This is a genomic window from Pseudomonas lurida (genome assembly GCF_002563895.1).
GTDB classification, from domain to species: domain Bacteria; phylum Pseudomonadota; class Gammaproteobacteria; order Pseudomonadales; family Pseudomonadaceae; genus Aquipseudomonas; species Aquipseudomonas lurida.
The window spans coordinates 1,059,066-1,071,916 of sequence record NZ_PDJB01000001.1 but is presented as its reverse complement, the minus strand read 5'-3'; the positions used below and the strand labels follow the sequence as shown (position 1 = coordinate 1,071,916).

Sequence of the window (12,851 nt, the reverse complement as noted above, 5' to 3'; positions counted from 1 at the left end):
GGAAGATTACGCCTTCGAACCCTGTCGCAAAAGGTACAGTTGATGACGAACAATCGCCGCGCCGTCTTCCTTGATCACCCGTCCCTGGACCTGGGGGACCTTGACCTCAGCGACTTGCGCAACAGTTTCAGCGAGTTGCAGCTGTTTTCGGACACCACGCCGCAGAACCTGGTTGAACGCCTGCAGGGCGCCCAAGTGGTGATCAGCAACAAGATCGCCCTGAACAGTGAAACCTTGGCGGCCTGCCCGGAACTCAAGCTGATCCTGGTGTCGGCTACCGGCACCAACAACGTTGACCTTGAAGCCGCTCGCGCCCATGGCATCACCGTGAGCAACTGCCAGGGCTACGGCACGCCATCGGTGGCGCAGCACACGATCATGCTGCTGCTCAACCTGGCGACGCGCTTGAAGGACTACCAACGGGACGTGAGCGCCGGCAAGTGGCAGGAGGCCAAGCAGTTCTGCCTGTTGGACCACCCTATCATCGAGCTGGAAGGCAAGACCCTCGGCCTGCTCGGTCATGGCGAGTTGGGTGGCGCCGTGGCACGCCTGGCCGAAGCCTTCGGCATGCGCGTGCTGCTTGGCGCGATTCCGGGCCGCCCGGCGCGTGCCGACCGCGTGCCGCTGGATGAACTGCTGACGCAGGTCGACGCGCTCACCTTGCACTGCCCGCTCAACGAACATACCCGTGACTTAATCGGCGCCCGCGAACTGGCGCTGCTCAAGCCCGGCGCGTTGGTGGTCAACACCGCACGCGGTGGGTTGATCAACGAGCAAGCGCTGGCCGATGCGTTGCGCAACGGCCACCTGGGTGGTGCGGCGACCGATGTGCTGAGCGTGGAACCGCCAGTCAACGGCAACCCGTTGTTGGCCGGCGATATCCCTCGCCTGATCGTTACGCCGCACAATGCCTGGGGCAGCCGTGAGGCGCGCCAGCGCATCGTCGGCCAATTGGCGGAAAACGCCCGGGGCTTTTTCAGCGGCACCCCGCTGCGCGTTGTGAGTTGATAAACTGCGCCCCTTTTCAAGGAGCAGACCATGGATCCGCGCAGTGAAGTACTGCTTCGTCAGGCCGAACTTTTTCAAGGCAACCTGCTGTTGGTGGGCTTGCCTGCCGACGACTTGCTCGGCCGCCTGCCCAACGCACACGGCTGGAGCTGGCATGCTGGCGACCAGGCGGCGCTTGATGCACGCTTCGCCGAGCGCAGCCACTTCGGCGTGAACGTACCTGAGCGTGCGTTTGATGCAGCCGTGATCTTCCTGCCCAAGTCCAAGGACCTTACCGATTACCTGCTCAACGCCGTGGCTGCACGCTTGCCCGGCGCCGAACTGTTTCTGGTCGGCGAGAAAAAAGCCGGTATCGAAAGCGCCGCCAAGCAGATGATCCCCTTCGGCAAACCGCGCAAGCTCGACAATGCACGGCATTGCCAGTTGTGGCAGGTTACCGTGGCCAACGCACCGCAAGCGATCGAGCTGGAGAGCCTGGCACAGGTCTTCGAGGTGCCACTGGCCGAAGGTCCGCTGAAGGTGGTGAGCCTGCCGGGCGTGTTCAGCCACGGTCGCCTGGACCGCGGCACGGAGTTGCTGCTGGCGCACCTGGACAAGCTGCCGAGCGGTCATCTGCTGGATTTCGGTTGCGGCGCCGGCGTACTGGGGGCTGCGGTAAAACGTCGCTACCCGCACAACGCCGTGACGATGCTGGATGTGGACGCCTTTGCCGCCGCCAGCAGCCGCCTGACCCTGACCGCAAACGGCCTTGAGGCCGAGGTGTTGACCGGTGATGGCATCGACGCCGCACCGATGGGTTTGAACGCGATTCTGAGCAACCCGCCGTTCCACGTCGGGGTGCATACCGACTATTTCGCCACTGAGAATCTGCTGCGAAAAGCAGCCAAACATCTGGCAAAAGGCGGCGAACTTCGCTTGGTTGCCAACAGCTTCCTGAAGTATCAACCGCTGATCGAAGAGCATCTGGGCGTGTGCGCGGTGAAGGCAGAAGGCAATGGTTTTCGCATCTACCGCGCCAAGCGTGGCTGACGGGCGTTTGAAAAAGAAGGCTTGCCGAATGGGTTTTGCCTAGGCAGAATCCGCTCCGTCCTAGGGGAGTAGTCTCCCACGAGCGCCACGCTCGTCCGGCATACGTCAACATACTTGGTCAGCAGACCATGGCGTATGCGACCCAGGAGTCCGCACAGACGGACCGGGGTTTGACAAGACCTATGACACGCACACCTTACCCGGGGCGGGAAGGCTGTACGTGTCATAGCCGTGTCGACCCGCCCCTGGAAACCTACCTGATGCTGGATTCACTGCTCGTTCCTACCGCAATCGTTGCCTTGGCCGAAATCGGCGACAAGACCCAACTGCTCGCGCTCATTCTTGCTGCCCGCTTTCGCAAACCCTGGCCGATCATCGCCGGCATCGTTGCCGCGACCCTGGCCAACCACGCGGCTGCCGGTGCAGTCGGGGCTTGGTTCGGGAGCTTCTTCTCGGATGCGGTGTTGCACTGGATCCTGGCGGCGAGCTTCTGCGCCACGGCGTTGTGGACCTTGGTGCCGGATAAACTCGACGATGACGAAGCCAGCACCACGCGCAAATTCGGGCCGTTCCTGACCACGCTGATCGCGTTCTTCCTGGCGGAAATCGGTGACAAGACACAGATCGCCACGGTGATGTTGGCGGCGCAGTACCCAGAACTGTGGCTGGTGATTATCGGGACGACCTTGGGCATGCTGATTGCCAACGTGCCGGTGGTATTGGCGGGGAATTTTGCGGCGGAAAAACTACCGTTGACCTTGATTCGTCGACTGGCGGCAACAGCGTTCTTCATCCTGGCTATCGTCGCCGTGTACAAAGCCATGCAAAGCAGCGGTTGGATCTAAGGGTTCAAGACGGTAAACCCGATCCAATGTGGGAGCAGGCTTGCTCGCGAAGGCGGCGTGTCAGACAACAGGTATATTGACTGACCTGACGCTTTGACGAGCAAGCCCGCTCCCACAGTTGGATGTTCACCGGCCCTGGAATATCAAGATTTCTTGGCCTGCTGGTACAACGGCATCACCTTCGGAATCGCCGCCTGCAACGAGGCGATCCGGCTGTCGGACGCCGGGTGAGTGCTCATGAACTCCGGCGGCGCGCCTTCCGAAGCCTTGGCCATCTTGTTCCACAGCGTGATGGCGGCATTCGGGTTGTAACCCGCACGGGCCGACAGTTCCAGACCGATCAGGTCAGCTTCGTTTTCATTGCTGCGGCTGTTGGGCAAGGTCATGCCGTAGTTCGCCACGGTATCGGCCAATGCCAGGCTGTCCTGGCCGAGGCCGAACAATGCACCAGCCCCCTGCTTGGCCATCTCGATCCCGTAGGCCTTGGACATGGCTTCACGACCGTGTTCACGCAAGGCGTGGGCAATTTCATGGCCCATCACGGCAGCCAGTTCATCATCGGTGAGCTTGAGGTTGTCGATCAATGCGCTGTACACGAAGATCTTGCCGCCAGGCCCGCAGTTGGCGTTCATTTCGTCGCTCTTGATCAGGTTCACTTCCCACTTCCACTGCGCGGCATCGGCGCGGAAGGTAGGCGCCTGTGCGATCAAGCGGTTAGCGATGGCCTGCACACGCTTGGCGTTGGCGCTGGTTTTGTCGACCAGGCCCTTGCCACTGGCTTCACCCAGGGTCTGTTGGTAGGACTGGGCGTACATCTGGTCGACTTCCTGGCTCGACAGCATGCTGAACATGTACTGCTTGCGCTCAACCCCGACGGCGCCGCCGCTGGTGGTGTTGACCGACTGACACCCGGCCAGCAGCATCGCTGCAACCAACCCGCTGACGACCAACGACTTCTTCATACCTTTCATATTCATGCGCCTGCTCCCTGAAAACATGGCGCGTATCGTAGGCGTACATTTGTATCTGCGCCAGATACACCAGACGTGTAACCACCGATTTTCAGATACATCCCACCAATACCCGTAACGGCGGCGGGCATTCCATTCGCGACACCCCGAACAATTTTGCAGGGCGCCCCCTCATGCCCAGCACGCCCGTGGCCGATACAAAAAGGCGGACCGTCCCCCCCTGTGCCCGGAGCTTTCATGAAATTCAAGTCGATTCAGTTTTCTGTCGCGGCCTTGGCCGGGGCCATTGTCCTGAGTGTGGTCGCGGTGCTGGTGCTCTACGCGTTGTTTGCCGGCGCGCGGACCCAAGAGATGGTGCAAACGCGCACCCAGGTGCAGTTCGAACAGATTATCGAGCAACGCCTCACCACCCTGGCGCACACCCAGGCCACCTTGATCCAGCGTGAATTGGAAGCGCCACTGGTGACCGCCAAGGGCCTGGCCACCGCCAACGCCCTGCTCGGCATGAAAGACGCCAAGGGCGATCCGGCCCTGCAAGTCGGCCGCGAACAACTGATCAACCTGCTGCACGAAACCGTGGTACGCAACCCGAAGATCCTCGGCGCCTACATTGGCTGGGAGCCCAACGCCATCGATCACAACGACGCGGCCTACGTGAACAGCCCTATTGTCGGCATAGGCGCCGACGGACGTTTCCTGCCGTGGTGGTACCGCAACGCGGATGGCAGCCTGGGCCTGGATAAACTCGCTGACGTCAACGACCAGAACATCCTGTCCACCGGTGTACGCGCCAGTGAGTACTACCTGTGTTCCAAGGAAAGCAAGAAAGCCTGCGCCATCGACCCGGCTCCCTACAAGGTCGGCAATGCAATGGTGATGCTGGCTTCGTTTATCGAGCCGATCATGATCGACGGCACATTTGAGGGGATCGTCGGTGCCGACCTGTCGGTGAATTTCATTCAGGACATGCTCACCAGCGCCGACCAGAAACTCTACAACGGCGCCGGCGAGCTGGCGCTGATCTCCAGCAACGGCCGCTTGGTGGCCTACACCAAGGACGCGAGCAAACTCGGCGAAAAAGCCGGCGACCTGCTCGACAGCAACGAATTGACCAACCTGAACCAGCTGAAAGTCGGTGAAGTGCGCTACGACATCGACAAGGAACACGGGCATATCGAGTTGTTCCTGCCGTTCAATATCGGCCAGACCGACGCACGCTGGACCCTGATGGTGCAACTGCCCCTGAGCGCAGTGATGGCCGACTTGCAGAAACTGCAAAGCGACCTGGAAGCCCAGCGCAAGACCGACATCCTGGGCATGACCGTCGCCGGCCTGGTGATCGCCGGTATCGGCCTGCTGGTGATCTGGCTGGTCGGCCACGGTATCGCCCGCCCGCTCAAGCAAATGGTGGCCATGCTCAATGACATCGCGCAGGGCGAAGGCGACCTGACACGGCGCCTGACCAGTGATCGCGCCGATGAGCTGGGCGCGATCGCCACGGGCTTCAATACCTTCCTGATCAAGCTGCAAGGCATGATCACTCAGGTGGTGAGTTCAGTGCAGAAGGTCAGCGACTCATCGGAGCACACGGCTGATATTGCGATCCGCACCAACCAGGGGGTGCATAAGCAAATGGTGGAGATCGATCAAGTGGCCACCGCTGTGCATGAGATGACCGCCACTGCGCAAGACGTTGCACGCAACGCCACCCAAGCCGCACAAGCCGCCAGCCATGCCGACCAGGCCGCGAGCCAAGGCATGCGCATTGTGCGCGATACTTCCCTCTCCATCGGTGCGCTCGCGGAGGAAATTGGCAAGGCGGTCGGCGTGGTGCAAACCCTGGCCAAGGACAGCGAGAACATCAACGCCATCCTCACGGCGATTCGCGGGATCGCGGAACAGACCAACCTCTTGGCCCTCAACGCGGCCATTGAGGCGGCGCGTGCCGGCGAACAAGGCCGTGGCTTCGCGGTAGTGGCCGACGAAGTGCGCAATCTGGCGCAGAAGACCCAGAAGGCCACCGAAGAAATCCAGGCCATGATCCAGCAACTGCAGCAAGGCACGCGGGATGTGGTGCGGGTAATGGAAGACAGCCAGAACCGCACCGATGAAAGCGTGCAGCACGCCGCCCAGGCGGCTGAAGCGTTGGAGACAATCACCCAGGCGGTGTCGGTGATCAACGACATGAACACCCAGATCGCCAGCGCGGCCGAGGAGCAGAGCGCGGTAGCCGAGGACATCAATCGCAACGTGATCAATATCGGCCAGGTGGCCAACGAGGTGGCGGGCGGCGCGGATGAGTCCAGCGCGGCCAGTGCGGATTTGACCAAGTTGGCGGAGCAGCAGCGCCGGCTGATCAATCAGTTCAAGGTGTAAGACCGCCATCGCAGGCAAGCTTGCCCCCACACTTGGACGTGTGAATACAGTCCAATGTGGGAGCTGGCTTGCCTGCGATGAGGCCCGCACATACACCGCGTAGCGCCCAGCGTCACGCCGGGGTCAGGCACTCCGGCCCATTGAGCTTCGGATCATTGACCATGTTGGCCAACACCCGCTCGCGCAATGCGGTGGGTTCACCGGCCAATAGCCCTTGCAACACGTGCAACGGCGTCTCGGGATCAAGCCAGGCTTCCTGCCCCGCGGCATCCAGAATCAGCGGCCGGCGCTGAGCCTGCGCAGCCTGGGTCACCACCGCCGTGCTCAGCCACACCTGTTCCTGCACGGGGTACGCTTCCCAGATCGCGGCAAAAAACAACGTGGAGCCCTCCCCCGGCGTCAGCCAGTACGGGCGTTTGCGTTGGGTGCCGCGCCATTCGTAGAACCCATTGGCCGGCAGCAGGCAACGGCGCTGCCGGAATGCTTCGCGAAACATTGGTTGCTCGGCCAGGGTTTCCGCGCGGGCATGCGCGGGTGTGCGAGAAAGGTCTGTCAGCCACGGCGGCGTCAGCCCCCAGCGCGCGCGCGCCAGGGTGCGCTGGCCGTCGCTCAGGCGCTGGATCAGCACCGAATCATTCGGGGAGATGTTCCACTGGGCCTGCTGGTCGGCGGGGAAGCCTGGCAAAGCAGCAAAAGCAGGGGTCCAGCGAAACAGGGCATAACGTCCACACATGGGGCAACACGACTCTTGGGTAAACCGAACGACAGCCTAACAGACCAGCACGTCGGGGTAGCTGTCAGGTTCGTCACCGGGCAAGGGTTGCGCGCCCATGTAGGCGGTAATCAGCTCGCGCGCATCCACGGCGCGGTCATTGTCTACCTCAAGGCCCAACAGGCCAAAGATCGGCAGTTCGCCGGTGCCACCGAGCAAATGGCGGCCAACCAGGTGCGCCTCGATGCCCTCGCTGGCGAGCATCTGTTGCAGCAGCTCGCCTTCCATCAGGTTTTCCGGTTCGTAGATTCGCTGCATGGGGCACCCCCGTCATTCATTTTCGCTACGGGTTTCCAGCATCCATTCTTCACCATGAACCTGCAGATGGAAAATGATCGGTCGGCAACACACTTGGCAGTCTTCTATATAGGTCTGATCACCACCGGACAAATCCACGGTTGTCTCGACCTCTTCACCACAATAAGGACAATCGTACGTCGCGGTTTCCAGCATCGCAGCCTCCAAGGTGACTTGTGCGTATAATCGCCGGTCTATTTACAGGGCTATTTCCGGCCGAGCCCATTACTCGGTCCGTACCCTGGTATTTCCTATACTTACCCTAGCCGTTTCTAACAAGAGAGCATGATGGGCGAATTCGATACCATCCGACCTTACAACGACAGCGAAGTCCCGGCAGTGCTGGCACGTCTGTTCCGTGACAAGGCCTTTCTGGACATCCTGACCCACTTCCGCTTCCCGCGCTTTGCCGGCGCCCTGGGCTGGCTGCTCAAGCCGATGATCGCCCGCAAACTGCGCCGTGAGTTTGCCGGCGTCACTACCGTGGCCACGCTGCAGGACAAAGTCGAGTACTACGTCGACCACACCATTGACCGCGCGACCGACGGCGTGACCTACACCGGCGTCGAGCAACTCAAGTCCGGCACCGCCTACCTGTTCCTGGCCAACCACCGCGATATCGTGATGGACCCGGCGTTCGTCAACTATGCCGTCTACCACGCCGGGCTGCCGACGCCACGCATCGCCATTGGCGACAACCTGCTGCAAAAGCCGTTTGTCAGCGACCTGATGCGCCTGAACAAGAGCTTCATCGTGCACCGCTCGATCACCGGACGAAAGGAGAAAATGGCGGCCTACAACCTGTTGTCGGCCTACATCAACCATTCGATCCGCAACGATTGCCAATCCATCTGGATCGCACAGGCCGAAGGGCGCGCCAAGGATGGGGACGATCGCACCGAGTCGGCGATCCTCAAGATGTTCCACGTCAGCCGCAAGGACGAGCCGTTCGCCGAGGTGATCCAGTCGCTGAACCTGACGCCGGTGTCGATCAGCTACGAGTACGACCCGTGCGACACCGCCAAGGCTCGCGAGTTGTACATCCGCGCCACCACCGGCACCTACACCAAGGCGCCGGGCGAAGACGACGTGAGCATCGCCCTTGGCATTACAGGCTACAAGGGCCGGGTCCACATCAATTTCGCACCGCCGATCACCGAGCGTTTCGAAGACACCAAGTTGCTGGCGGTGGAAATGGACCGGCAGATTCTGGGCGGTTACCGGTTGTTCCCGGTGCACTACCTGGCGTATCAGCAATGGAGCGACGCCGACCCGCAATTGCAGGTGCCGACGGCCGCCGAAGTGTTCCCGGCGGATGAATTGGCCAAGGCCAAGGCTGAATGGGAGCGCCGCCTGAACGAATGCCCGGCCGAACACCGGCCATACCTGGTGCTGCAATATGCAACGCCGGTGCGCAATCAGTATCGGGTCAAGGCTGGAATCGCGCTGTAAACAACGTGTGGGAGCTGGGCTTGCCCGCGATGCAGGCACCTAGGTGTGTCAGTCACACCGAGGTGATGCTATTCGCAGGCAAGCCAGCTCCCACACAAGCCCAGCTCCCATAGCTGTTTCGCGGTATTTTTAGAGGCGGGTGCTCAGCCAGGAAATCGTGAGTGCCAGCCCCAGGCAGGCGAACCCGATGCGGTAAGCCAGGCGATGCGCCCGTTCAGTGCGCACATCCAGAAACAACATCGGTTGGTCGATCGCGCGCTCTTCGCTTTGCGCGGTCAGGTCGGCCATCGCGCGCTGTTCGCGCAGGCGAGTGATGAACAGCAGCGCCGCCCCGGGGCAGGCCACCAATAAAGCCACAGCATTGATCAATAGTGCGGGCAGCGCCATCGCAAACCTCAGTAGAACAGTGTCTTGGTATCAGTTCAGATACAAACCTGAACGATAGCGGCCTCCGGCGCCTGAAATGCTCCCTCCCCCATTGACGGCTAATGTATCCAGTAATTTACAACGTCACCTGAACGTCACCTTAACAGGCCACTCTGTTGCCCTTCGACGCTTTAGGAGCTTGTCATGTTGCACGCCCAGAACCAGGATCGGCTGTACCTGATCACCCAAAGCGATGAGCAGGAGGCGCTGATCGGCAGCCTGGCCTTCAACGTCCAGGACCGCCACTGGCTGGTGTATTGCGCCCTTGGTGGGCACCAGCATGCGGACTTGCCGGAGACCGATCTGCTGACGGGGGTGAGCATGCTGGACTTCTGTATCGACACCGCCGCGTGAAACTGGAGGCGAAAAAAAACCGGGCGCCTCAAGGCGCCCGGTTTTTGAAGGATCGATTATTGCGAGCTGAGCAATGAACCGATGCTTGGGTCCTTGAACAGGCGGGTCAAGGCGTCGCTCAGGACGTCGCTGACCAGCTTGGTGTTGGTTTCCTGATTCGGCGACATACCGAAGCGCTGGTTCAGGGACGCGCCGTAGCGACCGCTATAGCGACGAGTGCCGGCGGTGACGTCAGACTTGAAGGTTGCGCCAATGGAAGCTTCAGTCACGTACAGGCCGTCTTTAGGCGACTGATACTTCAATTCGGCCAGGGTGATAGTCAACTGCGGAGCGCCCGGCGCGTTGGGGCTCGGGGTGAAACCCAGCAGGCGCACGGCAGCTTCGGCCTGGGCCTGCAGCTTGGGCAGCACGTCCTGGGCGTTCACCGACACCAGCGCGGTTTCCGGGTACAGGCCACCGCGCGAGCCGAGTGTCGGCGATGGGCGGCCATCGACCACACGCACCGACACCGCCTGGCCGTGGCCCACTGGGGCCAGCTGCGTGGTGATCTTCGGTTCCGGGGTCAGTTGTTGCGGGCTGTTGGCGCAGCCAACCAGGGTCAAACTGGTCACAGTGATCAAACCGAACAACAGGCGTTGCAACATGCTCTTCTCTCCAGAAATCGGGTACCGACAGGCGGGCAGTATAGCGGTGCGCCGGCGCCGGGAACTAGCGCCAGTTACAACCTGAGACCTGCGTGGCCCGGAGCGGTTCGCTGTCACTGATATGTCACGACCGATACACAGCCCCGTCATGCCCGACAGGCAAGCTTGGCCCCAATCTCAGGAGGTCAACCGCCATGCATTTTCTCTGGTCGCTGTTCACGCGCAAACCCACCCTTCGCCAGTTCGCCCTGCTGGATGCGCAGGGGCGCTGCCAGGCCTTCAAGGAGTGCAGCCAGCCTCCCGTAGGCGACGGCTGGGTGGAAATCGATGAAATCCGCCTGAGCTGGATGCACCACCCGCTGCCGGCCCGCGCGCGCGTCAGCCCACGTCCAGCGCGGTCGCCCCGGCACCAGCCGTTGGCCGCCTGACCGAACACCTAATAAAAGTCATAAAACACGCCCATTTCCATAGCGTTCTTCGCTACAATCTCCCCCCGATTATAAGGACGTCTCCTGATCGGGCCTCGCAGCATCGTTAATGCCTCGGCATTAACCCCAAGAATCGCCCACAGAGAGCCGCCCACACAGATCGAGTGAAGCTGGCGCGCTTGCTGTTTTCCGTGCAAACCACCCACCTTTACCGAATCTGCCAGAGCTGCCATTGCGCTCGGCCACTTGAGTTTTTGCCCGTTTTGCCGCGTGTCGGCAAGGTATCCGGGCCAGGTGCCAGGCTGGGGCAGCCCTTTTTTGAGGTTCACGTCTTCAAAAGAGCGTGAAAAAACGGGTTTTCACAACTTCACAAGAGTGTGGCGAGCAAATGAATAGTTTGGCGTTTGTACAAGCACCATCAGCGTCTGGAACAGCCCAACCACACAGGACCGAGCACGCCTCAAAAACCGGAGCTTGAGCCTGTCCGCTACGGATTGGTTGCACGAATCACACGCTTTGACCATAAGTCGAATTGCCACAGGCGCCCATGAATGCGTTCATAGGCAGATTAGCCCGGCAGGAAGCGTGTGCTGAAGTTGCAAAGAATTGCGAATCGGACATGGCGATCCTGGCCATGGGTAACCTGGGGCAACACGTGAACCGCCCCGTCACTCCTGGCAGCCATGCCGTCAATTTGGTGCTGCAGATTTTGGAGACGCGTTAAATGGCGCATAACGAAGCAGTCGACGTAGTACTGGTAGGGGCCGGCATCATGAGTGCCACCCTGGCCGTACTGCTCAAAGAGCTCGACCCCGGCCTCAAGCTGGAAGTCGTTGAGCTGATGGATTCGGGTGCCGCGGAAAGTTCCAACCCGTGGAACAACGCCGGTACCGGCCACGCCGGCCTGTGTGAGCTGAACTACACGCCGCAGGCTGCCGATGGTTCCATCGACATCAAGAAAGCCGTGCACATCAACACCCAGTTCGAGGTGTCGAAGCAGTTCTGGGCGTACCTGACCAAAAAGGGCACCTTTGGCTCGTCCAAGTCCTTTATCAGCCCGGTGCCGCACCTGAGCTTCGTGCAAGGCGAAAAAGGCGTGTCCTTCCTCAAGAAGCGCTTTGAAACCCTCAGCCAGCATCACGCGTTTTCGGACATGCACTACACCGAAGACCGCAGCGAGATGGCCGAGTGGATGCCACTGATGATGCCGGGCCGTCCGCTCGACGAAAAAATCGCGGCCACCCGTGTGATGAACGGCACCGACGTCAACTTTGGCGCACTGACCAATCAGCTGCTGAACCACCTGACCAGTTCGCCGGACGCCCAGGTCAAGTACAGCAAGCGTGTCACCGGCCTCAAGCGCAATGGCGCGGGCTGGACCGTGAGCATCAAGGACGTCAACAGCGGCAACAGCCGTGAAGTGGACGCCAAGTTCGTGTTCCTCGGCGCCGGTGGCGCGGCCCTGCCGCTGCTGCAAGCCTCGGGTATCGAAGAAAGCAAAGGCTTTGGCGGCTTCCCGGTCAGCGGCCAATGGCTGCGTTGCGACAACCCGGAAGTGGTCAAGCATCACCAGGCCAAGGTCTACAGCCAAGCCGCCGTGGGTTCGCCGCCGATGTCCGTGCCGCACCTGGACACCCGCGTGGTGGAGGGCAAGAAGTCCCTGCTGTTCGGGCCATACGCCGGCTTCACCACCAAGTTCCTCAAGCACGGCTCGTTCCTCGACCTGCCAATGTCGATTCGTGCCGGCAACATCGGCCCGATGCTGGCAGTGGCGCGAGACAACATGGACCTGACCAAGTACCTGGTCAGCGAAGTGCGCCAATCGATGGAGCAGCGCCTGGAATCCCTGCGCCGCTTCTACCCCGAGGCGAAAGCCGAAGACTGGCGCCTGGAAGTGGCCGGCCAACGGGTGCAGATCATCAAGAAAGACCCGAAGAAAGGCGGCGTGCTGCAATTCGGCACCGAGCTGGTGGCCGCCAAGGATGGTTCGCTGGCAGCCCTGCTGGGCGCATCCCCGGGCGCTTCGGTGACTGTTTCGATCATGCTGGAACTGATCGAGCGCTGCTTCCCGGCCAAAGCTGCCGGTGAGTGGGCATCCAAACTGCACGAGATCTTCCCCGCACGGGAAAAGGTGCTCGAGACGGATGCCGAGTTGTACCGCAAGATCAACACCCAGAACAACATCAGCTTGGAGCTGGTGGAACCTGCCGCCGAGACCGAAAGCTACGCTTGAGGTCATGACGCAATAA

General features: G+C 61.0%; 15 protein-coding genes, 1 pseudogene and 1 riboswitch. Of the genes and pseudogenes, 9 read left to right on the top strand and 7 right to left on the bottom strand.

Features of this window, described 5'->3' with window-relative positions:
• The first annotated feature begins 42 nt into the window (after window positions 1-42).
• From ATH90_RS04845 to ATH90_RS04835, 3 genes are all read left to right on the top strand, one after another.
• A complete protein-coding gene (locus ATH90_RS04845; protein ID WP_098465795.1) occupies window positions 43-1,008 on the top strand; it encodes a 2-hydroxyacid dehydrogenase in 966 nt (321 codons plus the stop codon).
• A 30-nt stretch (window positions 1,009-1,038) separates the two neighbouring features.
• The gene (locus ATH90_RS04840; RefSeq protein WP_069021791.1) at window positions 1,039-2,037 is read left to right on the top strand and encodes a class I SAM-dependent methyltransferase; all 999 of its coding nucleotides are present in this window, start codon (window positions 1,039-1,041) and stop codon (window positions 2,035-2,037) included.
• 50 nt (window positions 2,038-2,087) lie between these two features.
• A riboswitch (yybP-ykoY riboswitch) is annotated at window positions 2,088-2,209 on the top strand.
• A gap of 88 nt (window positions 2,210-2,297) precedes the next feature.
• Window positions 2,298-2,882: a TMEM165/GDT1 family protein gene (locus ATH90_RS04835; protein ID WP_004372026.1), complete on the top strand. Its 585-nt coding sequence runs from the start codon at window positions 2,298-2,300 to the stop codon at window positions 2,880-2,882.
• Window positions 2,883-3,025: 143 nt separating this feature from the next.
• Here ATH90_RS04835 and ATH90_RS04830 read toward each other — a convergent pair whose 3' ends face one another.
• The gene (locus tag ATH90_RS04830; protein WP_034102488.1) at window positions 3,026-3,844 is read right to left on the bottom strand and encodes a M48 family metallopeptidase; all 819 of its coding nucleotides are present in this window, start codon (window positions 3,842-3,844) and stop codon (window positions 3,026-3,028) included.
• Between the two features lie 246 nt (window positions 3,845-4,090).
• On the opposite strand from ATH90_RS04830, the pseudogene ATH90_RS29855 reads away from it, so the two are divergent.
• Both ATH90_RS29855 and ATH90_RS29850 read left to right on the top strand, forming a co-directional pair.
• Window positions 4,091-5,371: pseudogene (locus ATH90_RS29855) on the top strand (methyl-accepting chemotaxis protein); the annotation flags it as partial.
• Window positions 5,372-5,386: 15 nt separating this feature from the next.
• Complete coding sequence (locus ATH90_RS29850; protein WP_420884284.1) at window positions 5,387-6,229, top strand: methyl-accepting chemotaxis protein; 843 nt, start codon at window positions 5,387-5,389, stop codon at window positions 6,227-6,229.
• 112 nt (window positions 6,230-6,341) lie between these two features.
• Here the strand turns inward: ATH90_RS29850 and ATH90_RS04820 are convergent, their stop codons facing one another.
• From ATH90_RS04820 to ATH90_RS04810, 3 genes are read right to left on the bottom strand one after another with little or no spacing between them, the layout of a single operon-like run.
• The gene (locus ATH90_RS04820; RefSeq protein ID WP_034102233.1) at window positions 6,342-6,962 is read right to left on the bottom strand and encodes an SOS response-associated peptidase; all 621 of its coding nucleotides are present in this window, start codon (window positions 6,960-6,962) and stop codon (window positions 6,342-6,344) included.
• Window positions 6,963-6,998: 36 nt separating this feature from the next.
• On the bottom strand, window positions 6,999-7,259 hold the full coding sequence (locus tag ATH90_RS04815) for a putative signal transducing protein (protein ID WP_034102232.1): 261 nt from the start codon (window positions 7,257-7,259) through the stop codon (window positions 6,999-7,001).
• 12 nt (window positions 7,260-7,271) lie between these two features.
• The gene (locus ATH90_RS04810; RefSeq protein WP_034102231.1) at window positions 7,272-7,454 is read right to left on the bottom strand and encodes a CPXCG motif-containing cysteine-rich protein; all 183 of its coding nucleotides are present in this window, start codon (window positions 7,452-7,454) and stop codon (window positions 7,272-7,274) included.
• 132 nt (window positions 7,455-7,586) lie between these two features.
• Here ATH90_RS04810 and ATH90_RS04805 point away from each other — a divergent pair, with 132 nt between their 5' ends.
• Complete coding sequence (locus tag ATH90_RS04805) at window positions 7,587-8,750, top strand: 1-acyl-sn-glycerol-3-phosphate acyltransferase (protein WP_177431151.1); 1,164 nt, start codon at window positions 7,587-7,589, stop codon at window positions 8,748-8,750.
• A 129-nt stretch (window positions 8,751-8,879) separates the two neighbouring features.
• Here ATH90_RS04805 and ATH90_RS04800 read toward each other — a convergent pair whose 3' ends face one another.
• Window positions 8,880-9,137 (bottom strand): hypothetical protein, encoded by a 258-nt coding sequence (locus tag ATH90_RS04800; protein ID WP_034102229.1) that lies wholly within the window; start codon window positions 9,135-9,137, stop codon window positions 8,880-8,882.
• Window positions 9,138-9,320: 183 nt separating this feature from the next.
• Here ATH90_RS04800 and ATH90_RS04795 point away from each other — a divergent pair, with 183 nt between their 5' ends.
• Window positions 9,321-9,530, top strand: coding sequence for a hypothetical protein (locus tag ATH90_RS04795; protein ID WP_034102228.1), 210 nt, complete (start codon window positions 9,321-9,323; stop codon window positions 9,528-9,530).
• Window positions 9,531-9,586: 56 nt separating this feature from the next.
• Here ATH90_RS04795 and ATH90_RS04790 read toward each other — a convergent pair whose 3' ends face one another.
• Window positions 9,587-10,174: a YajG family lipoprotein gene (locus ATH90_RS04790; protein WP_034102227.1), complete on the bottom strand. Its 588-nt coding sequence runs from the start codon at window positions 10,172-10,174 to the stop codon at window positions 9,587-9,589.
• Window positions 10,175-10,368: 194 nt separating this feature from the next.
• Here ATH90_RS04790 and ATH90_RS04785 point away from each other — a divergent pair, with 194 nt between their 5' ends.
• On the top strand, window positions 10,369-10,602 hold the full coding sequence (locus ATH90_RS04785) for a hypothetical protein (protein WP_034102226.1): 234 nt from the start codon (window positions 10,369-10,371) through the stop codon (window positions 10,600-10,602).
• A gap of 8 nt (window positions 10,603-10,610) precedes the next feature.
• Here the strand turns inward: ATH90_RS04785 and ATH90_RS04780 are convergent, their stop codons facing one another.
• Complete coding sequence (locus ATH90_RS04780) at window positions 10,611-10,931, bottom strand: hypothetical protein (RefSeq protein WP_069021785.1); 321 nt, start codon at window positions 10,929-10,931, stop codon at window positions 10,611-10,613.
• A gap of 395 nt (window positions 10,932-11,326) precedes the next feature.
• Between ATH90_RS04780 and mqo the strand changes: the two genes are divergently transcribed.
• Entirely contained in the window at window positions 11,327-12,835 is a 1,509-nt protein-coding gene (gene mqo / locus ATH90_RS04775; RefSeq protein ID WP_034102224.1) for a malate dehydrogenase (quinone), read from the top strand.
• Window positions 12,836-12,851: the final 16 nt, after the last annotated feature.